The sequence below is a fragment of the Rhizobium sp. BK196 genome (genome assembly GCF_014193255.1).
Lineage (GTDB): Bacteria > Pseudomonadota > Alphaproteobacteria > Rhizobiales > Rhizobiaceae > Rhizobium.
In genome coordinates this window covers 47,293-71,005 of record NZ_JACHZB010000012.1, presented here as the reverse complement: position 1 = coordinate 71,005, position 23,713 = coordinate 47,293, and the positions used below count along the sequence as shown (strand labels likewise).

The 23,713-nt window shown below is 59.1% G+C and carries 23 protein-coding genes and 6 pseudogenes; 17 read left to right on the top strand and 12 right to left on the bottom strand.

Features of this window, described 5'->3' with window-relative positions; genetic code table 11:
* Window positions 1-304 precede the first annotated feature (304 nt).
* The 6 genes and pseudogenes from FHT78_RS28695 to FHT78_RS28675 all read right to left on the bottom strand — a co-directional run bounded on the left by FHT78_RS28695 (window position 305) and on the right by FHT78_RS28675 (window position 2,540).
* On the bottom strand, window positions 305-628 hold the full coding sequence (locus FHT78_RS28695; protein ID WP_183749928.1) for a DNA-binding transcriptional regulator: 324 nt from the start codon (window positions 626-628) through the stop codon (window positions 305-307).
* Entirely contained in the window at window positions 618-977 is a 360-nt protein-coding gene (locus FHT78_RS28690) for a type II toxin-antitoxin system RelE/ParE family toxin (protein WP_183749927.1), read from the bottom strand. Before FHT78_RS28690 ends, FHT78_RS28695 begins: the two co-directional genes overlap by 11 nt.
* A 48-nt stretch (window positions 978-1,025) precedes the next feature.
* Window positions 1,026-1,333 (bottom strand): annotated as a pseudogene (locus tag FHT78_RS29550) (hypothetical protein); the annotation flags it as partial.
* 125 nt (window positions 1,334-1,458) lie between these two features.
* On the bottom strand, window positions 1,459-1,902 hold the full coding sequence (locus FHT78_RS28685) for a TA system VapC family ribonuclease toxin (RefSeq protein ID WP_183749926.1): 444 nt from the start codon (window positions 1,900-1,902) through the stop codon (window positions 1,459-1,461).
* On the bottom strand, window positions 1,899-2,126 hold the full coding sequence (locus FHT78_RS28680) for a CopG family transcriptional regulator (protein ID WP_183749925.1): 228 nt from the start codon (window positions 2,124-2,126) through the stop codon (window positions 1,899-1,901). Before FHT78_RS28680 ends, FHT78_RS28685 begins: the two co-directional genes overlap by 4 nt.
* Window positions 2,127-2,321: 195 nt before the next feature.
* Window positions 2,322-2,540, bottom strand: a complete 219-nt coding sequence (locus FHT78_RS28675) for a helix-turn-helix transcriptional regulator (protein ID WP_183749933.1) — start codon at window positions 2,538-2,540, stop codon at window positions 2,322-2,324.
* Between the two features lie 182 nt (window positions 2,541-2,722).
* Between FHT78_RS28675 and FHT78_RS28670 the strand changes: the two genes are divergently transcribed.
* The 3 genes from FHT78_RS28670 to FHT78_RS28660 all read left to right on the top strand — a co-directional run bounded on the left by FHT78_RS28670 (window position 2,723) and on the right by FHT78_RS28660 (window position 4,722).
* Window positions 2,723-3,613 carry a LysR family transcriptional regulator gene (locus tag FHT78_RS28670; RefSeq protein WP_183749924.1) on the top strand — a complete coding sequence of 297 codons (891 nt, stop codon included), beginning with the start codon at window positions 2,723-2,725 and terminating at the stop codon, window positions 3,611-3,613.
* A gap of 180 nt (window positions 3,614-3,793) precedes the next feature.
* Window positions 3,794-4,243, top strand: a complete 450-nt coding sequence (locus FHT78_RS28665) for an antitoxin Xre/MbcA/ParS toxin-binding domain-containing protein (RefSeq protein ID WP_183749923.1) — start codon at window positions 3,794-3,796, stop codon at window positions 4,241-4,243.
* Window positions 4,240-4,722, top strand: coding sequence for an RES family NAD+ phosphorylase (locus FHT78_RS28660; protein ID WP_183749922.1), 483 nt, complete (start codon window positions 4,240-4,242; stop codon window positions 4,720-4,722). The genes FHT78_RS28665 and FHT78_RS28660 overlap by 4 nt, the downstream gene beginning before the upstream one ends.
* A 132-nt stretch (window positions 4,723-4,854) precedes the next feature.
* Here FHT78_RS28660 and FHT78_RS29545 read toward each other — a convergent pair.
* Window positions 4,855-5,078, bottom strand: a pseudogene (locus FHT78_RS29545) (IS30 family transposase); the annotation flags it as partial.
* A gap of 344 nt (window positions 5,079-5,422) precedes the next feature.
* A pseudogene (locus tag FHT78_RS28655) lies at window positions 5,423-5,707 on the bottom strand (pyridoxal-phosphate dependent enzyme); the annotation flags it as partial.
* Between the two features lie 51 nt (window positions 5,708-5,758).
* On the opposite strand from FHT78_RS28655, the gene FHT78_RS28650 reads away from it, so the two are divergent.
* Window positions 5,759-6,127, top strand: a complete 369-nt coding sequence (locus tag FHT78_RS28650; protein ID WP_246715442.1) for a hypothetical protein — start codon at window positions 5,759-5,761, stop codon at window positions 6,125-6,127.
* Window positions 6,128-6,306: 179 nt separating this feature from the next.
* On the opposite strand, the gene FHT78_RS28645 is transcribed toward FHT78_RS28650, so the two are convergent.
* Complete coding sequence (locus FHT78_RS28645; protein ID WP_183749920.1) at window positions 6,307-7,644, bottom strand: TadE/TadG family type IV pilus assembly protein; 1,338 nt, start codon at window positions 7,642-7,644, stop codon at window positions 6,307-6,309.
* A gap of 392 nt (window positions 7,645-8,036) precedes the next feature.
* Between FHT78_RS28645 and FHT78_RS29730 the strand changes: the two are divergent.
* Window positions 8,037-8,425, top strand: a pseudogene (locus FHT78_RS29730) (methyl-accepting chemotaxis protein); the annotation flags it as partial.
* 42 nt (window positions 8,426-8,467) lie between these two features.
* Here FHT78_RS29730 and FHT78_RS28635 read toward each other — a convergent pair.
* Window positions 8,468-10,939, bottom strand: a complete 2,472-nt coding sequence (locus tag FHT78_RS28635) for an autotransporter domain-containing protein (RefSeq protein WP_183749919.1) — start codon at window positions 10,937-10,939, stop codon at window positions 8,468-8,470.
* Window positions 10,940-11,280: 341 nt separating this feature from the next.
* Here FHT78_RS28635 and FHT78_RS28630 point away from each other — a divergent pair.
* Together FHT78_RS28630 and FHT78_RS28625 are read left to right on the top strand one after the other, a co-directional pair.
* A pseudogene (locus FHT78_RS28630) lies at window positions 11,281-11,513 on the top strand (hypothetical protein); the annotation flags it as partial.
* Window positions 11,485-11,823 carry a hypothetical protein gene (locus FHT78_RS28625; protein ID WP_183749918.1) on the top strand — a complete coding sequence of 113 codons (339 nt, stop codon included), beginning with the start codon at window positions 11,485-11,487 and terminating at the stop codon, window positions 11,821-11,823. The pseudogene FHT78_RS28630 and the gene FHT78_RS28625, both read left to right, overlap by 29 nt.
* 319 nt (window positions 11,824-12,142) lie before the next feature.
* Here the strand turns inward: FHT78_RS28625 and FHT78_RS28620 are convergent, their stop codons facing one another.
* Window positions 12,143-12,415 carry a hypothetical protein gene (locus tag FHT78_RS28620; RefSeq protein ID WP_246715441.1) on the bottom strand — a complete coding sequence of 91 codons (273 nt, stop codon included), beginning with the start codon at window positions 12,413-12,415 and terminating at the stop codon, window positions 12,143-12,145.
* A gap of 632 nt (window positions 12,416-13,047) precedes the next feature.
* Here FHT78_RS28620 and FHT78_RS28615 point away from each other — a divergent pair.
* Window positions 13,048-13,215: pseudogene (locus tag FHT78_RS28615) on the top strand (inositol monophosphatase family protein); the annotation flags it as partial.
* Between the two features lie 364 nt (window positions 13,216-13,579).
* On the opposite strand, the gene FHT78_RS28610 reads toward FHT78_RS28615, so the two are convergent.
* The gene (locus FHT78_RS28610; protein WP_012490215.1) at window positions 13,580-14,452 is read right to left on the bottom strand and encodes a LysR substrate-binding domain-containing protein; all 873 of its coding nucleotides are present in this window, start codon (window positions 14,450-14,452) and stop codon (window positions 13,580-13,582) included.
* Window positions 14,453-14,592: 140 nt separating this feature from the next.
* On the opposite strand from FHT78_RS28610, the gene FHT78_RS28605 reads away from it, so the two are divergent.
* From FHT78_RS28605 to FHT78_RS28565, 9 genes are read left to right on the top strand one after another with little or no spacing between them, the layout of a single operon-like run.
* The gene (locus FHT78_RS28605; RefSeq protein ID WP_183749917.1) at window positions 14,593-15,354 is read left to right on the top strand and encodes a glucose 1-dehydrogenase; all 762 of its coding nucleotides are present in this window, start codon (window positions 14,593-14,595) and stop codon (window positions 15,352-15,354) included.
* Window positions 15,355-15,377: 23 nt separating this feature from the next.
* On the top strand, window positions 15,378-16,217 hold the full coding sequence (locus FHT78_RS28600) for a transketolase (RefSeq protein WP_183749916.1): 840 nt from the start codon (window positions 15,378-15,380) through the stop codon (window positions 16,215-16,217).
* The gene (locus tag FHT78_RS28595; protein ID WP_183749915.1) at window positions 16,214-17,251 is read left to right on the top strand and encodes a transketolase family protein; all 1,038 of its coding nucleotides are present in this window, start codon (window positions 16,214-16,216) and stop codon (window positions 17,249-17,251) included. The genes FHT78_RS28600 and FHT78_RS28595 overlap by 4 nt, the downstream gene beginning before the upstream one ends.
* Window positions 17,252-17,310: 59 nt before the next feature.
* Window positions 17,311-18,318: a TRAP transporter substrate-binding protein gene (locus FHT78_RS28590; protein ID WP_183749914.1), complete on the top strand. Its 1,008-nt coding sequence runs from the start codon at window positions 17,311-17,313 to the stop codon at window positions 18,316-18,318.
* Window positions 18,319-18,344: 26 nt separating this feature from the next.
* Window positions 18,345-18,875, top strand: a complete 531-nt coding sequence (locus tag FHT78_RS28585) for a TRAP transporter small permease subunit (protein ID WP_183749913.1) — start codon at window positions 18,345-18,347, stop codon at window positions 18,873-18,875.
* Complete coding sequence (locus FHT78_RS28580) at window positions 18,872-20,131, top strand: TRAP transporter large permease subunit (protein WP_183749912.1); 1,260 nt, start codon at window positions 18,872-18,874, stop codon at window positions 20,129-20,131. The genes FHT78_RS28585 and FHT78_RS28580 overlap by 4 nt, the downstream gene beginning before the upstream one ends.
* 10 nt (window positions 20,132-20,141) lie before the next feature.
* Entirely contained in the window at window positions 20,142-21,644 is a 1,503-nt protein-coding gene (locus tag FHT78_RS28575; RefSeq protein WP_183749911.1) for a sugar ABC transporter ATP-binding protein, read from the top strand.
* Window positions 21,641-22,651 carry an ABC transporter permease gene (locus tag FHT78_RS28570; protein ID WP_183749910.1) on the top strand — a complete coding sequence of 337 codons (1,011 nt, stop codon included), beginning with the start codon at window positions 21,641-21,643 and terminating at the stop codon, window positions 22,649-22,651. The genes FHT78_RS28575 and FHT78_RS28570 overlap by 4 nt, the downstream gene beginning before the upstream one ends.
* Window positions 22,652-22,694: 43 nt before the next feature.
* Entirely contained in the window at window positions 22,695-23,672 is a 978-nt protein-coding gene (locus FHT78_RS28565) for a substrate-binding domain-containing protein (protein ID WP_183749909.1), read from the top strand.
* Window positions 23,673-23,713: the final 41 nt, after the last annotated feature.

Sequence of the window (23,713 nt, the reverse complement as noted above, 5' to 3'; positions counted from 1 at the left end):
AACGGCCATCCAAATAGCCAAATCGACGACCTGCTGCCGTGGACTTATGCCGCAAGGAACGAACTCAAAGACGTGGCCTGAAAACAGCGCTTACGTTGTAGGGAAACGTTTGTCGTCATTAATTAAGCGCACTCACCTAAGCGCGAAGCTTATTTAAGAGAAGAGCTCCATGCTTAATCTTGCGTTTTGAACGAGGGGACGGACCCGCTGCCAGCCACGCGATGAAAATTACGGAGTCGCAGGTTCGTATCCCCTTGAAGGCGGAAGTGAGGAAATCGAATTCGCGAGCGGAATAGAGCTCCGTTCACGCTAACATCTGAAGCCCGTGCTTCTGCACAAGCGAAAGCAACTTCAGCGCCGGTCCGCTTGGCCGTTTGGCGCCGGTCTCCCATTTTTGCACCGTCGACTGACTGGTGTTCAGATAGCGGGCGAAGACCGGCTGACTGACGTGGTTCTTTTCACGCAAGGCCTTGATCTCATCTGGCGTCAGTTCAGGTGGGACCACAAGGCAATCCCCGTCGAAAGTCCGCATCGTTTCCTTGTCGATGGTGCCAGCTGCATACATGCCTTCGACAGCACTATGAATTGCCTCGAAGGCATCGCTCTTGAACTTGCGATTAGTCGCCATGGTCTATCTCCAAAAGGGCGCCAGCCTCAAGTTCTGCCTTAAGGTCGGCCTTCGTCTTGCGGCGGTAGAGGTCAGCTAGCTTCCGGAATGCCAGAAGCTCGTCGTCATTGATGTTCGCCCGATCCTTCTTCGCGAAGAGATAGGCGAACACGCAGAACTCGCCTGCCTTGGCCAGAACGATTGATCGATACATGTTATCATTAAGACGCTTCTTGAAGACGCCACCTCCAAGATCGTCGGCCTGTCCAAGTGCGACTTGGCGAATTGCCGTCGATAATGCCTTGTCGGAAATGCGTGCCTTCTTTGCCGCCTTGGCGAACCATGCTGTTTTGAACACCCGGTCTGACATCGGTAATATAGCACTGAGTGCTATATCCATCAAGGCTGTGGAGAGGAACTATGCCGCTTCCCATACCTGATTCAGAATTCGAGCAGCAAGGGCAGCCTTGTCCTGCGGCAGGAATCGGCAGTAGTGCTGCTGCACCACGTCCGGTGTGTCCTGGATCGTGACTCGCCTGCTCGTAGGAGCCGGTCTGTTTGAGGATATGAGTTGCCAGGATATCACGAAGATTATGAGGGGCCGTGTGGCAGCAGTCCCTATGATGGCACCGCGACCGGTATAGGAATTATAAATACCATAGCGTGAATGACAGTCCGTCAGGCTTCGTAGAATGTGGTGGAATCATAGCCGGCATCCAGGCTGGTCTCGCAAAACTTGGAGATTTTTCGCTGACGTCGTCGGCCTTTCGATCGGCAAGTCCGGGCTCAAGCCGTACTATTGTGGCAGGGTCGTTGGTTCAGCTCCCTTCAAGGCGCTGGGTCGGGCACACTCACGATCTACCTGTGGTGATCAGGTGCAAGGCAGAATTGCCCCTTGTAACCGCTGCTGCTGACAGCTTGCGGTCGAATGTCGCCAGCTGGCCACCACGCGCCTTGGCTAGCGCAAGCAAGTAGGTATCAGTTACTTGTCCCGGTGTTAGTATCTTTGTGGGAGCGATATCACCTGATCCAACAAGGCTCACATCGTCGGGCCAAAAACTGTGGCCGGGGAGCGAGCGCAATTTGCGGACGATCTCCATCACGAGTGCCGGTGAACCAGGAGAGTTAGGGTATTTGGGGTTGCCGACAATCCGGATGACACCATTTTCGGTAATCGGGCAGGTAGCCCACGCGACCTGACCCATCGCCGTGAACCACTCGTGCGCATCATCATGAGCTACATGGCCCGGATCAATTAAGGCAATCAGTACATTGACGTCGAGCAGGAAAGTCACGGCAGTTCGTCACGCAAGGCGTTCACGATGTCGAGCGTCACTGGCGGCGCACCTGGCCGAACTGACAGGAGAGGAATGCCATTGCGCTCAGCGCTGCTGGGCGGTCGGCGAAGAGAACGTCTCGCGAGCTCAGAAATGACCTCGCCGACGCTCCGGTGCTGCTGGGTTGCCATCGCTTTTGCCGCGATCAGGACATCGTCGTCGATTGCCAAGGTCGTTCTCATATCTGCCTCATCGCGCATCAATCATCACGCATCATATAAAGCAAGCGGTCGGCCGTCTCAAGGTGAATAGGACGCAATATTGGGCCAAACTGTCAGCGTGAAAACGGCTGAAAATCACACTCTCAAATCTGCGCACAAACCACGGGTCTCCGGTTCGAACCTGTTCAAGGCGACCGATGAGTTGCCAGACCGCGATTAGCCAGTTGGATCCTTGAGACGAATGCCGGGGCCGCCGGCGCCCTGGTAGTCTCCTTCAATGAAAATGATCCCTGCGTTTTCTAATGCAAATCGGATCGCAGCGATTGTTCTCGGCTTGAGTTCTTCGCCACGCTCGAAGCGGACAAGCGTGTTTGTTGATACGCTTGCGGAAGCAGCAAGATCCTTCACACTCATGTTGAGAGCGGTTCGTGCCATCTTGCATTGAACGGGCAACAAATCGCTATCTCCTATCGAAATCGCCTTGACGTGGCGATTTTCTCTACGTATCGTGGTCTCGAACGATCATTCACGTCAGGCGTGATTCTCGAAAAGAACCATAGCTAGCTCTCGTCCGCGGCGGGAGGCAATTCCTTTCGTCAGTAAAAGAGAGAGGGATCATGGAACTACGCCAGCTATCCTACTTCGTTGCGGTGGCCGAGGAGCTGCATTTCGGCAGAGCCGCAGCCAAGGTCAGTATCACCCAGCCTGGCCTGTCAGACGCGATCCTGGCATTGGAGAAGGAACTCGGCGTGCAGCTCTTCATCCGCTCGACGAGACGGGTGGAACTGACACGGGCAGGGGCGGCGTTCTATGAGCGGTCCGTTCGGATCCTGAGCGAAGTGGATCTGTCGAGGGAGATCGCCCGGTCGGTTGGCGGGAGGTCGGCGAGGAAGATTGCGATCGGCACCGTCTATCCCGCCACGATTGGCGTGCTGCCGTCTTTCCTGGCACGCATCGGCCGCAAATATCCCGATATCCGCATGCATATCGAAAGTGGCACCACCGATGACATCATCCGCCACATCGAGGCAGGCCGCATCAATCTCGGCTTCATCCGGCCGGTGGAGAATATCGGCTCGCTTCGCTTCTTCTCGATTGCCCATGAACGCTACCTGCTGGCGGTCGCCAAAGAGAGCCCGCTGTCTGCCAAGAGCGAGATCGATCTTGAGGATCTGAGAAGCGAAAAGATCATCTCGTTTTCCCGTCAGAACCTCTCTTACAGCGAGCGCTATTTCGCAGAAAAGTTCGAGGAACATGATCTCACCGACAATGTCACCTATACCTGTGACGACACCTTCTCGCTGGTGTCGCTGGTCTCTGCCGGCCTTGGCATCGGCTTCGTGCCGGAATGGACGCAGGATCTGCCGAACCGCGGGTTTGAGCTGAAGAAGGTGAGGGGGATCGACTTCAAGATCGGCCTCGGTGTTGCCTGGAACAGGGAAGATCCGACCGCTGGCCGCGACGACATCATCGATATCGCAAGATCATTGGCACGGCCGGGCCGGTGACTATGCCCGATTGGGCCAGTCTGGCATTCAGCACTACTTACGGAGCTGCGGCCGGTGTCATGGACTACGTGGCAGAGGGGGCGGACCAAGAACAGCGCCAGCTTCTCACTATATTTTCGCAGTTTGCTTTATGACCGGATGATCCTATATAATGTCTCACGTGAGCAAGGAGTGGTCACTATGTCATTTACGGCTTATTCCGATGTGGCCCGGCTGTTAGGGATACCATCTCTTACCAGATCGGGTGCCGATGTTTCACCGTTGCGCCTGATTGAGCGCATCGAAGGGGGCCTTCCAGTCGAGAGCTTGCTGCGGATAGCAAATTCCCTCGCACCCAACGATATCAAGTTCATTTATAACGTGGTTCCGAGAGCCACCTTAAACAGGCGTAAAGCCCGATCGGACAACAAGCTTTCTGCCGATGAAGGTGCAAAAGTCACCCGCATTGCTAGGGTCTGGTCCGCAGCGGTCGACGTTTGGGGTTCGGAGGAAAGTGCACGTGCTTTCTTGTTTCGGCCACATGCGATGATCGAAGATAAAAGGCCGATCGATCTCGTCATTCAAAACGAACTCGGAGCGGAAATGGTTCTCGATATTCTTGGCCGTCTGAAATATGGGTCCGCCGCTTGACGGCTCAGGTCCTAGACAGAACGCTTCTAGCCTATCGCATCGGCGATCCGCGCGGCGCCTATCCTATTTTTGACGCAACCGGCTCGACCATCGCTCCCGGGCGGTGGAATACGCCCGCAAGCCCGATCATCTATGCTAGCTTGCAGTATTCGACCGCTCTCCTGGAAAAACTGGTGCACGGGTCGGGCGCACTGCCGCCGAACCAACACTATGTCGAGATCACCATAGCGGCTGGCGTGACCTATGAAGTGTTTTCAGAGCCTGCTTTGCCGGGGTGGGACGCAATTCCGCCGCATGTCAGCAAAGTCTATGGAGAGACATGGGTGCAAGAGGCGCGCAGCGCTGTCCTCTTGGTGCCGAGTGTGATTACCCGAATCGAGCAGAACGCCCTCATCAATCCAGCTCATCCCGAGTTTCGCAACATTGGTGCGAGCCTGCACCGGCCTGTCTTCTGGGATCGGCGGTTGTTTGGCTCGTAATTTATTGAGGCAGGCATCAGATGAAGGCGGATCGTTCTACAACTATCATTCAGCGCGCAGCGTTTCGTCTAGCAATTTGATAATAATGTATAATTCCCTGTGAGTTCATGTCGAAGTGCGGCGCACGCGACGCTAGCCGGCACGTCGCATTTGCGCGAGTAGTTTCTTGCGAAAGACCTGCGCGGGAGTTCGGTAGCCCAAGCACTTCCGCGGCGTAGAGCTGAGCCGGTCGCAGATGTCCTTCAGCTCGCCATCGGTGATCGACAGGGGTCTACCTCTCGAAAGCCATTTGCAAACCGGCCATTGGTGTTCTCTTCTTTCTGCCAAGGCGACTGTGGGTTACAGAACCAAGTCTGCCAGACTGGTATCTATCGCAAGTCGCACTTCATCCTTGAGCCAATGGTTATGTCATAACGTATCGCATAATCTATCGAAGGGAACCGGCCTTCGGGATCTTTGGCTTTGGGCGTCAGTCAACAGACAGGGTTGAGCGGCAATAATTTCCGCTTCTGGACCCCGAGCGAGCCTTCGCTGGCTGGTCAGCATCAGCAGTGATGGTGGTGGAGAGTGGCGCTAGCCAAGCTGATCGCCGAATGATGTGTTCGCGCCACATTCCGAACCGGCAGACTCTTGTTTGGCAATGAGAATCGCAGACGTTCAACCGCGAGCGGGGTTGTGAACTGACCGAAGCTGGAACTTGTTACCCCGCAACATTGTAAATCTCGGCAAGGTCGCGTAGATTCCAGTTCCCGCCAGACAACACTGCACACACTTTTTCGTCGCGCTTGACGTCTATCCTGCCCGCCAACAGTGCTCCGACGCCAATCGAGGCGGCTGGTTCAGCGATCAGTTTCGCATCCTTGGCAAGAGCACGCATCCCGGCGATGATGTGCTCGTCTTCAACGAGAACGATCTCGTCCACATATTTTTCGATAATTGGATACGGGTTTTGACCTGGAACGCTTATCCTCAAGCCATCCGCAAGCATAGACAGACCGGCGTCCTCGTGGTCAGCGGCGGTATCGCCGCGGGCGCGATGCTCGGCGGCATTCTGGCCTCTTTCATCGAGCCGGCATTCGGCTGGAGGTCGCTATTCATGGTCGCGGGCGGTATGACGATCGTCGCGCTGGTCGTGGCGATTGTCCTTCTGCCGGAATCGATCCGTTTCCTGATCGCCCGCAACCCGAGCCATCCGGATGTCTATCGCCTTCTCAAGCGGGTATCGCCCTCGGCTGACATACCGCAGAACGCCCGCTGGATTGCTAACCGGCTGCTACTGACGGAAGGGAACCCGCTGTTCGAGGTGGATCCCGGCGGACCGACAATTAAGGAATTGATTTACCAATGTCGCTCCGGTTCGCGAGACGAGTCAAGGTCTCCGCGCCATACCGAACACCAGTGCTGATCCGGTCGTTGTACGTTGCTTGGCGGCTGGCGATCTGGCCTTCGCGCCATCTTTCGCCATTACTGCCCACCCCCTGCCTTGACGCCCGTTCCATTTGCGCCCGGCGTCGAAAGGTTCGAAAAGAATGGAGCGCCCGCCACAAACTCTCAACTAGGAAGCATTGTCCGCTGCGGCTCGTCTTAACTCGTTATTCGAGGCGAGCTGACGATCTTCAGGAACAAGGCCTTCATAGCCTCCTCAATACCCTCGGTTGGACTAACCGCGAAATAGAACCCTGGGGAAGCGCACTCTTGCATCTTCGCCGCTATTTTTGTCTCGAAGGGCTTGACCCAGTCATTATAAAAACCGTTGTCGGGCAAGGGCAGATACGTCGTGTAGAGAACAGCAACTTTGATGCCGCGATCTTTGAGCTTCTTGCAATACGACGTGTCTATCGGTTCGATGCACCGCCCGCCGTTCGATCCCTTCGGGCTGGTGCAGCCTGCAGCCTTATAGCTGTCCCCGACGCCATCGGCCACGAAGAATACGATCTTCTGGCGATCGGCATTGCTCGTACCCTTGCCGATATTGCCCGTTATCTCGCTTTCGATACTTTTTAAGGCTCCGTCAAAGCTCGTCTGCTGGTCGTTGTAGTAGTTCTGATAGGGAATGCTCATCAGCTTTATCGTGTCCGTCGCGACCGCCACCGCGCTCAGGTTGTAGTCTAGGTCGGAGACCTTAAAGAGCTTCGCGTCCTTCGCGTCCTGGGCCGTTTTCCCGAACGTATATGCTGCGACACGAAATTGGTTCGGCATGGATTGCGTGTCCTTAGCCTTGGCCATTAAGGCTTTGACGGCCGCGGCTACGACGTCGATACGGATTGTGACGCCGTTATTACGTGCGACGTTATAATAGCTCTTCTTATCCTCTACGCCCTGTTCAGAAACGATATGGCATGCAAACGCGCAGTTTTTATCTTTGCCGCCATCATGGCCGTTTGCTGTCGCCTTTTTCATGGCGGTAATGTCAGCCGCAGTGGCTGCAACACCCATCGAGGGTGTGTTATCCAACAGCATGAAGAAATCCATATAGGATGGCGTCTCATACTGTGCCGTCGCCGTTCCGGAGATAGCGATTTGCTGAAACCCCAACACCTGCATAAAGGTGGTAGGCACTGCCGCCGTAAAGGTTACGGCCGAGCTGAGTGTAGCGCCATTTTTTTGAACGCTGATTCCCACGGCAATCGGGACGTCGCTCTGCTTATTGGATATCTGTGAAAAGAAGATATTCTCGGCTTCAGATTTTCCGAGCGTAAGCGCCCCATCTCCTGACATTGTGTTTGCTTGTTTTGCCGCAGCTGAAGTCTGTGAAATTGATCCCACGGCTGCTGCGTCCGCCGCGGCATAAAGTTCTGTCCGAAGGGAAAGAGCTCTGCTGAAATCAATGGCTGTACCCGCAGCGCCCAGGATCGGCACGAGGAGTAGCGCTGTCATAATTCCGAAATTGCCAGATCGGTCAAAAATGAAACGACGCATCATATCAAAGCCCCTTCGCCATCGCGGTGACGGTTGTTGCGTCACAACAATCACGCTCCACAGGCGATCAATAACAGTGAGCCATAAATCAAAAGGTAGAGCGGCTGGTTGTATTTTAGCTAAATCGCGAGTGGCCACGGTGCGGCCGATGATTGTTTGAGCTAAAGCCGTGCGATATGCTGAGGCGTCTTTGGGTGGTTCCTAAGATTGCCATGACAGTTTAGCGTCTCGTCTCGCGAGGCCTTCCAACGTATTACTGGCAGCGACGATCTGCACCGCCGACTGCGCTTTCTCCAGCCGCACCTGCGCTACTTCCGTGCCTGACGGCAATGTGCTGGTGGCTTGGAAACTCGATCGCCTCGGACGGCCGCTTGCCCGATTTCGAGCCGCGGGTGGCCATGGATCAGATCGAACAGTTCTCATGAGAGATTACCAGTATCATCGGCGTCATTGACGATATCGCCTTCCAGACGAACCTGCTTACGCTCAATGCTGGCGTCGAAGCCGCTCGGGCGGGCGAAGCAGGCAAGGGGTTTGCTGTCGTTGCCCAGGAAGTACGTGAGCTCGCCCAGCGTGCGGCGAAGGCCGCCAAGGAGATCCAGGACTTGATCAGCTGGTTGTTGGCAGGACCGGACAGTCGCTGCAAGAGATCGTCGCGCAGGTGGCTGAGATCGACGAGAACGTCGCGGCTATCGTCGAGGCGGCGCGCGAGCAGGCGACGGGGCTGAAGGAAATCAACACGGCCGTGAATTCCATGGATCAGGCGACACAGCAGAATGCGGCCGGCGATCTGCCATTGACCATGGTCTTGCACAGCAGGAATCCGCTAGAATTGGCTGCTGACCCGAATGCCGACGGCATGGTCCTGCCTGCCGCTGCCGATGGAAGCGCGGTATTCCACGCCGACTGCGCAGTTGTTCAGGAGGGCCGCATCGAGCGAGAGCCCGAGCGACGCATAGTCATCCCCCGAGTCCTCCGCTTCGAATTCGTAGGGAAGATTGCCGGAATCGGCATATCCGAGCTGCATCCGGCTTGAGCCGGCGAAATCATGGGTATATTCCGCCCGCGCGCCTGGTGTCAGGATCCCCCAGTCCGTCATGAGGGTGTAGCTCAGGCGCAGGCCGATGACGCCTGCGGCCGTATCGACAGTCTGATTGCCGTAGGTCAGGTCGTAGATGCCTGCGCCGCTCTCGGTGAACCCGTTGAGCCAGGACCTGGACAGCTCGAATCGGCCATAGGGAGAGACGAGCCAGGTTCTGTTGCGGAATTCGTAAGCCGCGGTGAGGGAGGCGAACATCTGCCGTCCGTCCCTGGTGGCCTCAGCAAAATCCCCTGATGAGCTGATGTAGCGGCTTGAATCGAAATCAAGCCGGCTTGCGCCGACCAGGCCGTCGAGGAACAGGTTATCGGCCGCCTTGAAGGAGCCGTAGATCGCAGCGCTATAAGCGGCGCCACGGCTTTCCGTGCCGTCATCTCCCACATCGCTCTTGTCATGCCCGTAGCCGAGGCCGAAGCCGGCGACGAAGCGATCGGAGAATCGGTAATCGACGCCGGCGCTCACGCCGACCGTGGTTGAGCCGATATCCGGGCCGCTATTGCCGGTATCCGCGAAATCGACGAAGCCTCCGGACCAGACTGCAAAGGGTCCGGGATCCATCCCCTGTATCCCCGTGCTGTCGCCTTGCCGGCGGGATAGGGCGGGATTGACAAGATCGGGGGCGCTGCCGCCCGGCCAGCCGAACTGGCGCTCGGCATTGGCAATGCCGCCATTGGGGCCGCCAATGGGGCCGCTACTTGAGCCGCTATTGTCGGAGCGGCGAAGCCCGAGGCGGATATCGAATGACCGGCGCTGTCGCTCGCCTTCATCGTGCAGCTGCTCCAGACGGTTGTTGAAGTTGCGTGTCTGATATTGGGCAAAATTCCTGGCGGCATCCGCCTGCGCATTGAGAAGGCCGATCACATCGGGATCCACAGTCGGATCGGGACGGGCGGCAACGGCAAATGTGATCGTCGCCTGCGCCGAGGTTCCGGACGCATTCGAAAGCGTAAAGCCGACCTGGGCCGGGCCTGCGAACGAAGGGCTCGCCGTGAAGGAGAGCCGCTTCTGCGCTGCGTCGAAATACAGCTTTCCTGCTTCCGGGTTCGGCAGGAAGGTGAGCGCGGCTGCGGTGAAGGGCGCCCCGGTCGCGCCCGCAGTCAGATCGACTGCGACCGTCGTTCCCGCCATCACCGTGACCGTGCGGGACGCTGCCGTGACCCCCAGAGCGGACCTGATGACATCGACATTATAGGTCTTCATCGTGCCATCCTGTGCGGTGACGACGACAGGGATCGCCGTGGAACCCACCGCAAGGGAAACGGACATGCTGGCACTGCCGGAAGCGACGGGTGAACCATTGATCGTGACGGTCGCGTTCGGCTCCGAGACGACAGGTGTCAAGGTGATGGCGGTTACGTTATGTGGCACCGCGATCGAATAGGACAGCGTATTCGCACTGAAAGCCGGGCTGAGGCTGCCCTGGCTGGGCTGCAGCTGCGACAGATCGGCATTGGATGAGGCGCCGAAGGCCCAGGGCGCAGAGGCCGCTGCCAGGTTGCCGTTGCCCGCATTGTTTTGAGCCGAATTTGCAGGAATATCGAGACGGAGTGTACCGGAGCCGGAAATGGCCTGGGCGAGGACCGTATAGGTGATGTTGTCGGAGGTCTGGAGCGAGGTCAGCGTGGCGCTTGCGGTTCCTGTCGCCGTCAGAACCATGTCGCTCAATGTGAAGCCCGTCACGGCCTCGGAAAAGACGATCTGGAACGTCACCTGCGTCGCGTTTGAGGGCGGATTGCCGAGGACGGCGGCCGCGACGCTCGGCTGCTGCGTATTGACGAAGACATTGCTCGTCGAAGCGACGTTGTTAAGCGTGGTGTCGGCCGCTTCACCTCCGGCATTTTCAATTGTGCCGCCGTTCAGGTTGATCATGGCCCCGAGCGACACGCCGTCCAGGTCCATGTCGCCGGGCTGAACTGTGTATCCGAACGCAAGGGCACTCGTGCCACTTCCTCCCAAATAGCTTGCCGCACGCGACGAGCTGCCGATCACTACTGAAAGGCTCGGTGTGCCGGTGACGGTCACGTTCTCGCTGAACTGGATGGTAAAGGCCAGGTTGTCTCCAGCCTTGTAATATCCATTTGCAGGGACCGAAACGGCGGCAACGACAGGGGCGGCTTGCGCCGAAGCGGTCGCCGCGGCCAGCAGCGCGATGACAGAGAGAAGAATCAGGGAAAGCGGGCCGAACATGAACTGGCGCATGAACCTCCTGCCGGGAAATATCCGGTGATTCCAGTGGCTTCCATCGGTTCTCGGCGTCCCAAACGATCCCCGAAACGTTGGCGCAGGACGGTGGGGTAGGGAAGTGGCCATTAAAAAAGCTCGCAATGGTTTTAGAAAACTTGGCAACGCGAAAATTCTTTACACGCAGAGGGCGTCTGAGGAAATGTCTTCCGCGCATCAGAACTGGCATATCGGTCGAAACTTATTCGTGATGAGCGGAACCTCGCGCTGCGCCTCAAGTTTTCCCTGATGAAACCAAGGAAGCACATGGAGGTTTTCATGCTTCAGAAGCTCATCACGGTATCGATCCTTTCCATCGGGTCGAGGCCCTCGCGGCAACCCGACCGAGCTCGATCCTGCTCGCCTTGCTCTGCACGGCGCTGAGCTTTCTGCCGACTATATCGGCAAGCGGCTGCCTTTTCCGCATGTCGCGCTCACCGCCTTCAGCGCCTATGCGGTCGGCAATACTGCCGGTTTCGGTGCATTGTCAGGCGGGGCGATCCATTACCGTGCCTATACGAGGCTTGGGATTTCGCCTGAGGATATCGGCCGGCACCAACGCGACTCTCGCGCTGATTAGCAACATTCACGAGTACGCCGCATCCAGGATAGAGACTTTTGGCTTCGCAACATCTCTTGCACATGGCGTCACGATCCTGGCGGGCATTGTCGTAGAGTACGAGGGCGTCGCAGACTTCCCGATGATGCGGTTCCCTCAACAGTCATGGCAAAACTCGGAAGAACGACAGGTCATGATCGACTCGTTTCTCGGTGACGGTGCGCACCCCTTTGATACGGCAGACTTGGACGCCAAGGAGATGCCGCCAGGGACGATTCTGATCTCCTTCAAAAATGGACCCTGATAGGGTCACTTGTCCTAGCACGAGGGGCGGCTTAGTCGAGTAACTCCCGAGAACCACATGAACCACAGTTCAACATAGGCCGTAGACGATCCTAAAGTAGGTCGATTCCTCAAGTTGGTGCTACAAGCCGTGCGCAACGACAACGTAGGTAGCCGGGTCGCTGGTTCGAATCTCCTCAACTGCCCGGCTTTGCCCCCGAAAAACCGCGCTCCTCGGATGAGATGCAAGACCACCTACTTTTCGAAGAGGGCAGAGTGCATCCATTGTCGCGACCAACCTCCCCAATAGATCTTCAATCGAGGAGGTTGGCCGGGACGGATTACGATTTGCTATCCGAGGGTGCCGCATACTGCGCATACGCATCGAGCAACATCTGCGTGTATTCGGTGGTGCTTGAGGTCAGTTCGCCCAGACCTGGCCAGTGAAAAGGTATCTTTGACCGCATGGTCTCCAACTCAATTTCGATACCGAGCTGTGCTGCGACCTTGATCGCCTGAGTTGGCTCCTTATGATCCGGCCACAAATCCTCTTCGAGTGAGATCCACACGTCGTTGTCTTCATCGACGGTGATTTCGGCCAGGAGCGCCCCCAACCGTTCGCTTACGTCCGTCGAATCATCTAACAGTGCGCTTCAGAAGCACGATGTTGCGTTCGCTCAACTCAAGTTTTGGACGGTCGTCGACTACCTGAAAGTCAGGCTTGCTGCTGTTCGATTTTCCCTTTGCGCCAATCGGGGGGAGCGACTTGCCTTCATCTTCGCACCAGAAGGCAGTATCGAAAATGTCGACTGGGGAAGCGCCACATGCAGGGCAATGCCACAGATTTTGTGCGATCTGAACACCCGTAATCTTCCCGTTACAATGCAAGCAAAACCAGGTGTCGGAGTCGCGGTCCCACAGTGGGTGGCGAGATCGCCCCTTTCCATCGGGCCTCGTCGACCTCCTTGGCCAGTCGGTCGAGATTTTGCCGCGGACTTGCGCCACCCGATCATTGGCCAGGCTGAGTGCTTCTTCAAGGAAATCCGAGTCGAACACGGGGCACTGAACATCTGCTGCAGCACTCGTCCGCACTGTGGGGCGCGCGCTGGGGTTCTCTGGAACCGTGATACTCCACCCATCTCCTGCGATGATGACGTCATCTAGGGCAACTTGCAGGCGATAGACGTGACCTCTTATGTCGCCCTGTTCTGCTTGTTCAAGATACTCCCAGCGACGCGCATTCGGGCTGATTTCCGAGGAGTTTCCCGATCACAGCATTGTCGGTGAAGAGTACGGCGTCACGGGAGCTGGAGCCTGTCAGTGGGTCCTCGATCCGATTGATGGCACCCGTCCTTTCCTGCTTGGAATTCCGGTATGGGGAACCCTAATCGGCTTCTGCGAGCAAGGGCGAGCGACCGACGGCCGCCTGGTGAAGGTCTTGCCGCATTATCGATTGCACGCGCACGGTCTTCATGCCGTGTTTCCGTCCCGCAGGGGCCTCGTGCCAGCGGTGAGGGCTTTCCTCGACTTCCTGGCCGAAGAGCTCCCGGGGATGCTTGCGGCGGTGACTGGGGGATATGACGATGGCTATAGACCAGGTAGCCTCGGTTCAAATCGGACATCGTGACCGCTTGGTGTAGACGAGGCCTGTAGGTTCGGCCCGCATTCAGCTGTCATCCAGGATGACGCAATAAACAGGTCCGTTGTCATATACGACGCGGTGTTGATGAGTTAAGACGGTCCCAATGCCCCGCTTTGTCGGGAGGACAAACATATTGTCAAAAAACCTGCGACGTAAGCCAGTCTGCGAAAATCTTCGATAGCCTCCGTTGGCTGCCGGCCTTCGGATAGGCGAGGTAGTGGCCGATGTAGCGGTTGTCACGGCTGTTGCTGAACGGGCGAACCAGACGCCCGCTGTCGAGCTCGCGCCTTGCCAGAGTGTTGGACTCCAACGCCACTCCCAGTCCGTTCGCTGCGGCGTCGACTGCCAGAAAGCTTCTATCGAAGCTCATGGCGGGGAGGGGCGGGGGGCCGAGATTGTTGAGTTCGAACCAGTCGATCCATTGAATCCTTTTCAGGTCGCTGCGGATGAGGGGAAGGCGCGCCAGGTCGCGCGGGTTTTTCAGTCGTTCAGCCATCTTTGGAGAACACAGCGGAGAAATGATTTCTTCTCCAAGCGGCACGACGATCAGATCTTCTCTGTTCGATGGTTCGCCGTAAACGATGTCGACATCGAAGAGGCCGTCCACGAAACGCGCATAGTTTGTGCTCGCCGCCACCCGGACCTCAACCCCCTCATTCTTGCCCAGGAAGTCGGGAAGACGTGCCGAGAGCACCTGCGCCGCGTAGCTAGGCGCGCAGTGAACCCGCAGCAGGTGGGTCTTGTTGGATGAAATCATCTCAACACCGCGACGAAGCTCTTCAAAGGCATTGGAGGCATGGGAGAGGAGCGTCTGCCCCGCCAGTGTCAAGGTGACCTTTCGCGTGCTGCGCTCGAAGAGGGAGATGCCAAGGTCACGCTCGAGCTTTGCAATGGCATGACTTACGGCGCTTGGTGACAGGTGCAGCTCCTCGGCTGCAGCGCGAAAAGACGCCAGCCTGGCTGCGGCTTCAAAGATGCGGACCGCGGAGAGGGAGGCCATCTGCAACATCGGATTAGTGAACCAGATTCACCCACCGTTGTAAACTTCGCGTTTGTCGAACGGCGTCAACTCGATCAGTTTCGAACCCGCAAGCCAACTGACTTGTCAAAGATTTGCCAGATGCTCGGGACGCATCGGGAGGAGATTACATGCTACTGAATGGGAAGACCGCGGTCATTTCTGGCGCGGCGAGCAGGCGCGGCATCGGCCGTGCAACGGCGCAGCTTTTCGCCGAGCATGGCGCCCGCGTCGCCATCCTCGATATCGATGCTGACGCCGCTGCGGAGGCCGCCGCGGCGCTGCCGAGCGTCAAGTCTGGCAACCATGTCGGCCTGCGCTGCGACGTCGCCGAAAAGTCGTCCTGCGCCGATGCCGCATCCAAGGTGATCGCCTCGTTCGGTTCGGTAAACGCGCTGATCAACAATGCCGGCATCACCCAGCCCGTTACCACGCTCGATATCACCGAAGCCGACTGGCAGCGGATCGTGGCGGTCAACATGACCGGTGTGCTCTTCCTGAGTCAGGCCTTCATCCCCTACATGCGCGACAATGGCGGCGGATCGATTGCCTGCATGTCCTCGGTATCGGCACAGCGTGGCGGCGGCATCTTCGGCGGGCCTCATTATTCCGCAGCCAAGGCAGGCGTGCTCGGCCTCGCTAAAGCGATGGCCCGCGAATTTGGTCCAGCCGGCATTCGCGTCAACTCCGTCACGCCTGGGCTCATCCAGACAGATATCACCGGTGGCAAACTTACCGATGAGATGCGCGCCGACATCATCAGGGGCATCCCTCTGAGCCGGCTCGGAGAGGCCGCCGACGTCGCGAATATCTACCTGTTCCTCGCCTCGGATCTGTCCGCCTACGTCACCGGCGCGGTCATCGACGTTAACGGCGGCATGCTGATCCACTGAGGTCTATCTGGAGAGACACCGACATGAGCCAGATTGGCCACAATATCAGCCTGACAGAGCGCGCCCGGCGCATCCGCCGTCACGCGCTGCGTATGGGCGAAGTGCAGGGGCAGGGTTACATCGCCCAGGCGCTCGGCGTCGCCGACGTCCTTGCCGTATCCTACTTCCACGCCACGAACTACCGGCCGGAAGATCCGGAATGGGAAGGCCGCGACAGGTTCCTGCTGTCGATCGGCCACTATGCGATTGCGCTTTACGCTGCTCTGATCGAAGCCAAGATCATTCCCGAGGACGAGTTGGAGACCTACGGCACGGACGACAGCCGGCTGCCGATGTCCGGCATGGCCGCCTACACGCCCGGCATGGAAATCACCGGCGGATCGCTCGGACACGGACTTGGCATCGCGGTCGGCATGGCCTTGGCGCTGAAGCGGAAGAAGTCCTCTTCCTTTGTTTATAATCTGTTTTCCGACGGCGAACTTGACGAGGGTTCCACCTGGGAGGCCGCGATGTCCGCCGGCTCCTACAAACTCGACAATCTGATCGGCATCGTCGACGTCAATCAGATGCAGGCCGACGGGCCCTCGATCGGCGTCCTCAATTTCGAACCGCTCGGCTCCAAATTCGAGGCCTTCGGCTGGTTCGTCCAGCGGGTCGATGGCAACGATCTCAATGCGCTCGTAAAGGCGTTCGACGCAGCTCGTCATCACGCCGAGGCCAAGCCCCGCATCATCATCTGCGACACGAAAATGGCGAAGGGAGTGCCCTTCCTCGAGGCACGCGATCGAAACCACTTCCTGCGCGTGGAACCCCACGAATGGGCCGAGGCCCTCAGAATCATCGATGCGGGAGCGGAAGCATGAGGCGTTCGAAGTACATCCGGCCTGCGCATCTTGAAAGCGGCATCGACAAGCCCCGGCTCACGACGTCGGCGATGATCGCATCGATCGCCGGACCCGATCAGCCGACGAGACCGGCACCCTTCGGCAACGCGCTTGCCGCCCTGGCGCGGAAGGACGAGCGTGTTGTCGGCATGTCCGCCGACCTTGCGAAATACACGGACCTTCATGTGTTCCGCGCTGCCCATCCCGACCGCTTCTATCAGATGGGGATGGCGGAACAGTTGCTGATGATGTCGGCGGCGGGAATGGCGCGCGAAGGCTTTCAGCCTTGGGTGACGACATATGCCGTCTTCGCGTCCCGACGGGCCTACGACTTCATCTGCCTGGCGATCGCCGAGGAGATGCTTGATGTGAAGATCGTCTGCGCCCTTCCGGGCCTGACGACGGGATATGGGCCGAGCCACCAGGCGACGGAAGATCTCGCAATGTTCCGCGGCATGCCGAAGCTGACAATCGTCGATCCGTGCGACGCGAGCGAAATAGAGCAGGCAGTTCCGGCGATCGCCGCCCATAAGGGGCCAGTCTACATGCGCCTGCTGCGCGGCAACGTTCCGCTGGTTCTGGAGGAATACGGCTACAAGTTCGAACTCGGCAAGGCCAAGCTCCTTCGGGATGGCAAGGACACGCTCATCATCTCGTCGGGCCTGATGACGATGCGCGCGCTCGAGGCTGCCACGCAGCTTCGAAACGACGGCGTCGACGTTGCCGTCCTGCACGTCCCGACCATAAAGCCGCTCGATGAGGCGACGATCGTCGCCGAGTGCCGCAAAGGCGGACGGCTGGTGGTCGTGGCGGAGAACCATACCGTCATAGGCGGCCTTGGAGAGGCAGTCGCCGGGACGCTGTTGCGCGCCGGCGTCGCACCGCCGGCCTTCCGCCAGATCGGCCTGCCCGACCAGTTCCTGGAGGCGGGCGCCTTGCCGACGCTCCATGACCAATACGGGCTATCGACCCTGAAGGTGACGGAGGCGGTGAAGGCCTGGCTCTCGACCTGACGACCTCGGCCGGTTGAGGAGATGCCGGCCGTTTAAACAAGCTTATGATGGAGGATGAAATGAGCTTGCAGATGAACAGAAGATTTTTCCTGGCGACCGCCACTGCTGCGCTCGCGGCCCCGGCAATCGTTCTTTCAAGCCGATCCGCCAGCGCTGCCGCCACGACCTTGACCCTTGGCCATGGCGCGGCTCCCGGCAATCCCAGAGCCGTGGCCGCGGATAAGTTCGCGGAACTCCTCAAGCAGAAGACCGAAGGTCGTATCCAGATCAACGTCGCAGGCGCCGAGACGCTTGGCAGCGACTCCGCGATGCTCACCAGCCTCAGGACGGGCGCGCTTGATTTCACGGCCAACAGCCAGGGTGCCACGTCCGCGATCGTACCGGAGCTCAGCGCGCTCGGCCTACCCTTCCTGTTCGAGGACACCGACCAAGCGATAGCCGTGCTCAATGGCCCGGTCGGGACCGAACTCAACAAGCGGTTCGAGGCGGTGGGCGTCGTTCCCCTGGACTGGTGGGACAACGGCATCCGGCACCTGACGAACTCGAAGCGCAAAGTGACTTCGCCTGCCGACCTGGCGGGCATGAAGATCAGGACGCCGGCCGATCCGATGACCATCGACATCTTCCAGGCATTGGGAGCAGGCACCGAACAAATCGCCTTCGGCGAGCTCTACATCGCCTTGCAGCAGGGCGTTGTCGATGGGCAGGAGAATCCGCTCGCCAATATCGAGAGCTCGAAACTTCACGAGGTCAACAAATACATCAGCCTAACCGCCCACAAATGGGAATCCACACCGTTCCTGATGTCGAAGATCGCTCAGGCCCGGTTGGGGTCTGATTTAGAGGCGGTAAAGGCCGCGGCAAAGGAGGCAGGTGCTCTTCAGCGGAAGCTCTCGAGCGAGAAGGCCGCTGACGTGCTCGAGAACTTCAAGAAGAACTCCGCCGTCGAGGTTGTGGAAGTCGACCATGACGCTTTCGTCAAGGCGACAGCGTCCGTCGCTGACAGCTGGAAGAAGAAGCCTTTCGGCGATTTTGTCACCCAGGTGGAAGCGGCTGCGAGGGGCTGAGGCTCCTCTCACGATCCGGAGGCCCCATGAGCAGGTTCTATTCAGCCGTCGATCTGGTCGCCGGCATCATCGTTATCTTTGCGCGCATGGTCATCATCGTCAGTGGCATCGCGCTGACGGTGGTCACCACGGCCAATGTCGTTGCCCGATATGCGTCGGCGAGCGGAGGACTGTCCTTCGCCCAGGAGCTGCCGATGCTGATGTTTCCATGGTTCATCATCGCGGGGATCATCATTGCGGCCCATGCGGGCGGGCATATGGCCGTCGAATGGCTCTACGAAAAGCTCGACGGCAGTGGTCGGACGACGGCCCTCATCACAGCAAACGCGATCAGCGTCGCCGCATTTCTGGTGCTGGCATATCAGGCGACCGTGGTGGCCGAGATTGCCGGGGCAGAACACAGCCCCGTTCTGCAGCTTCCGAACAGTATCGGCTATTACTCGCTGTCGATCGGCGCGGTGCTGGTGTCCATCGTCACCATCGCCGCGACCGTCCGCGTTCTCCGCTTGGGCTGGGATCACCGCCTCGAGATCAAGCCCGAGGAGATCGCGCTATGACACTCGTCATGATCGTTTCCTTCTGCATCCTCATGGTCCTCGCCGTTCCCGTCGGCTATGGGCTGATCATTGCAGCGGGGCTTGGAGTCCTGTTCAACGGTTACGTTCCGCTCTCGGTGGTCGCCCAGCAGGTCTACGACCAGACCCAGTCCTTCCCGATGCTGGCGCTTCCGTTCTTCATGCTGGCGGGCACGCTGATGCTTGGCGGCGAGTTGGGTCGTCAGCTCCTGGAGCTCGCCTCGCGCGCCATGCAGCGGTGGCGAGGCGGACCGCTCTCGACCACCGTCGTATCCTCGGTCGTCTTTGGCGGCGTATCCGGTTCGGCCGTGGCGAATGCGAGTGCGCTCGGCTCCGTCCTCATCCCCTGGCAGAAGAAGCACGGGTTCCCGCCGGCGCTCTGCGCCGCCAACAACGCGACCTCCGCTGTCATCGACGTCCTCATCCCGCCTTCGATTCCGATGATCCTCTACGCTCTGATTAGCGGCGTCAGCGTCGGTGACCTGTTCATCTCCGGCATCGTTCCGGGGCTGATCATGGCGGCGAGCTTCGTGTTCGTTTGCTGGTACGTCTCCGTGAGGCGGGGGTATGCCGCCGAGGCCGTGAAGGTCCGCAAGCGCGAGCTGGCGCGGCTGGCACTGCAAAGTTTCCCGGCAATCCTGCTCCCGATCCTGATCATCGTCTTTCTGCGTTCCGGCCTAGCGACGCCGACAGAGGTCTCGGTCCTGTCGGTCGTCTACTCGCTGCTGCTCAGCATCCTCTTCTACCGTGACCTGACCTGGAAACGCTTCTGCGAGAACATGGTGGAGGCGGGCGTCGCGACGGGCGTCGTCATGCTCGTGATCATGGGCAGTGCGGCGGTGGGCTGGGTTCTGACATTTGATCAGGCCCCGCAGCACATGGCCGAATGGGTCTCGACGCACATCTCCAGCCCGATCGTGATCATTCTGATGATGAACCTGATCATGCTGGTGGTCGGCATGCCGCTCGACATGCCGCCGGCGATCCTCCTGCTCGGACCGATCTTCGTTCCTCTGGCCGATTCCATCGGTCTCGACCGGGTCCAGCTTGGACTGATGATGGTGATCAACCTCGGGATTGGGCTCTACACGCCGCCGATTGGCACGACCCTGTTCATCTCGTCGTCGATCGCAAAGGCGCCGCTGGGAACGACGACCAGCGAGCTCTGGCCGTATTTCGGCATGGCCATGCTCCTCCTCCTCGCGGTCAGCTTCGTACCCGCGCTGACGATCTACTGAGGAGCGTTCGATGAGTGAAACGTCGAAGAACGTCATCACCGTCCGAGGACTTACAAAGTCCTACGGTGCAACCTCGGTCCTCAAAGGCGTCGACTTCTCCGTTGCTCGAGGGGAGGTTCATGCGCTGCTTGGCGGTAACGGCGCCGGCAAGTCGACGATGATCAAGATCATTACGGGCGCGGCCTCGCGCAACGACGGAGAGATACGCTTCTTCGACAGCGAGGGCAGCGAACGCAGCGAGGCCGAGGGCAGGGCGAAGGTCGCGGTCGTGCACCAGGAACTCGCGCTCCTGCCGCATTTGACCGTGGCCGAAAACATTGCCCTGCCGCATCACAGGAGAGGCGCGGGCTTGTTTCGGCGTGCGGCGGCGGCGGGACAAGCATACGACGCACTGCGGATTATCGACCAGGATTTTGCGGCCAGGTCTTTGCACAGGCTGGTGGGGAGCCTCAGCCTCCACGAAGGTCAGATGGTCGAAATTGCCCGGGCTCTTTCATCGGGTGCGGAATTGATCCTCCTCGACGAGCCGACTGCCAATCTCACAGCTCTGGAGACGGAGAGACTGTTTGCGGTCCTGAGGCGTCTCACCCGGGATACTGGTCTGTCGGTCGTGTTCGTCTCGCACCGAATGAAGGAGATCAGGCAGATCGCCAATGTCTGCACGATCATCCGCGACGGCCGCACGGTGGTCGATCATCAGCCGATGGAAGAGCTGACGGACGCCGGCATCATCGAAAGGATGGGGCAGGTGGCAGCCTCTCATGCACCGCAACGGGCGCCGCGGCCCGACTACCGGTCGGACGCCTCCGCTGCGACGGACACTATTGCCATCGAGGAGGCAGGTTTCAGACTGGAACTGCAGCCAGGCACCGTGCTCGGCGTGGCCGGCGCACCGGCTGGACCGGCAGCACTGATCGAAGCGCTGACGGGCGCCGCCCGGAAGAAGCGATGGACGGTTGCGCGTGCAGGATGGCCGGACCAGCTCCGTTCGCCGCGCAAGGCCGCACGCATGGGAGCGGGCTATGTGACCGGCGATCGGGCACACAAGGGTGTCCTCCACAGTCTTCCGATCATCGATAACGTCATGGCGTCCCGCCGTGTGACCAGAGGCGCGCTCCTCACCGGCGGCTCTGAAGGGGGCGAATGCCTCGATCTGCTGAAGGCCCTGAAGGTGAAGGCCGGTTCCGTCTGGGATCTGCCGAGCACGCTGAGCGGCGGCACACAGCAGAAGCTGCTGCTTGCCCGCTGGCTAGGCGTGCCCTCCCGGCTGCTCGTCCTCGAGGAACCGACCAGAGGTGTCGATATCGGGACCAAGCGAGAGATCTATCAGCTCATCAGACAGATGGCCGCTTCAGGCACAGTGATCGTCTGGTGGTCCACGGAAAATGTCGAACTGCTGGAAGTCTGCGACCGCATCATCGCCTTCGACACCGAGGGGCGGTGTGCCGGCGTGATGGACCGCGACGACTTTGGTGAAGAGAAACTTGTTACCTTGACTGGAATGGCCGCATGACTGGGACACGGGCACACATCGCGCCGACTGAGGCGCCGGCAACACAAATCAGACAGAGGGAAAGCCTCTTTAGCGTCTACAGGACAGAGATCGCGATCGCTCTGGCCATCGTGCTGCTGGCCCTTGCAGTCGGCTCGCAGGTTCCGCAGGCGCTCACCTGGGGCAACTTCGCCAATATCACCCAGGCCGGTGCACCTCTTATCATCATGTCGCTGGGCGTCCTGCTTGTCGTCATCACCGGCGGTATCGACCTATCCGTCGGCTCGGTCTTCTCCTTGACCGGGATGGTGACCGCGCAGGCGATGGCAAACGGGTTTGGCGGCATCTCGGCAAGCCTGGTCGGTCTCGGCGTCGGACTTGTTTTCGGATCGATCAACGGCTTCCTCGTCACGATCGCCGGTCTGGCGCCGTTCGTGGTGACGCTCATCACCTTTGCCGTTGCCGGCTCGCTGGCCTTCATCGTCACCAACGGACGCTCGATGCCGATCGGCGATCCGGACTTCTGGCTCCTCAACAGCGGCAGCCTGATACCAGGCGTTCCGAATTACATCCTCTTCTGCGTAATCCTCTTGATCGCGATCGAGCTCTTCCTGAAGAAGATGGTGGCGGGCCGCTGGTTCTATGCTGTGGGCAGCAGTTCGACGGCTGCCTATCTGCTTGGCATCCCGGTCAAGCGCACAAAATTCATGGCCTATGTCGCGTCGTCGCTGCTGGCATCGTTCTCCGGCCTCCTGACGATCTCCTACATTCTGAACGCGGAATCCACGGCTGGGTCGAGCCTGATGCTCCAGGCCATCGCGGCGGTCGTGATCGGCGGAGCAAGCCTGCTCGGCGGCACGGGCACCGCTGTCGGCGCCGTGCTCGGAGCCCTGATGATTACCGTCATCCAGAATGGCGTCAATCTTATCGGCATCAACAGCTTTTGGCAGGGGTCGGTCACCGGCGTCGCCATTCTCATCGCGGTCCTCATCGACCGCTTCAGCAAGTCGCGGCGGGGGGCCGTTTGACAACAACCCGGCCCGAGAGCCGGTTTTTGGAGGAGGAATGAAAATGAAAAGCACGAAACACGCAGTGAGGTTATTTGCCGGCGTTGCAATGGTGGCCCTTTCACTTTCGGCTGCCGCCCATGCTGAGGAAAAGAAGACAGTGGCGTACCTCGCGCCGTCGCTTGACATCTCCTACTGGCAGTGGGTCGGCTACGGCGTGAAGGAGAAGGCCAAGGAACTCGGCATGGACTATGTCGAGTACACGTCGGAAAATTCGCCGGCCAAGCAGATGGACAATGCCCGCACTGCCGTGACCAAGGGCGTCGACGCGATCGTGATCGGCCCCGTGAGCTCGACTAGCACGCCGCCGCTTCTCGCATATCTAAAATCGCAGAACATCCCGATCGCCTTCGCCGGCATCGGCCCGCAGCCCGGCCAAACCGACTATACGTCGTCGGTAACGGCAAACAATTACGAGACCGGCAAGGCGCAGGGCGAATTCGTCTGCAAGCTTGCCAAGGACCGCGGCGGCAACCAGGTCGGCATGCTCTCATTGCCGCAGGACCGCGAGAACGCCCAGAAATATCTGAAGGGTGCAGAAGAGGCGTTCAAGGCGAGCGGCTGCGATCTGGCGCAGATGCTGGAGACCAGGGGCCTTACCGTCAACGAGGCGGTCACGCAGGCCAATGACATGCTCACCGCCCATCCTGACATCAAGGCCATTTACGGCATGTATGATGAGGCCGGCACAGGTGCCGCGAAAGTGCTGCAGACCCGCGGCCTTACCGGCAAGGTCGGCATTGCGGTTGCAGACGGTAGCCCGACGACGATCTCGTTGCTGAAGTCGAACGTCATCCAGGGCATCTTCTTCCAGGAGGCGGTCGGACAAGGAATCGACGGGACGCAGCAGGTGTTCAACGCAATTTCGGGTGCGCCGGTCAAGAAAGACCTCGCTCTCGTCATGCCGCTGGTGACGGCTGACAAAGTCGACTCGCCGGAAGCGAAGGCCGTCATCGCACGGGTGTTCCCGCCCGCCAACTAAGGTGATGCGGACGCCGGCTGTTCTGGCCGGCGTCCTTTTCA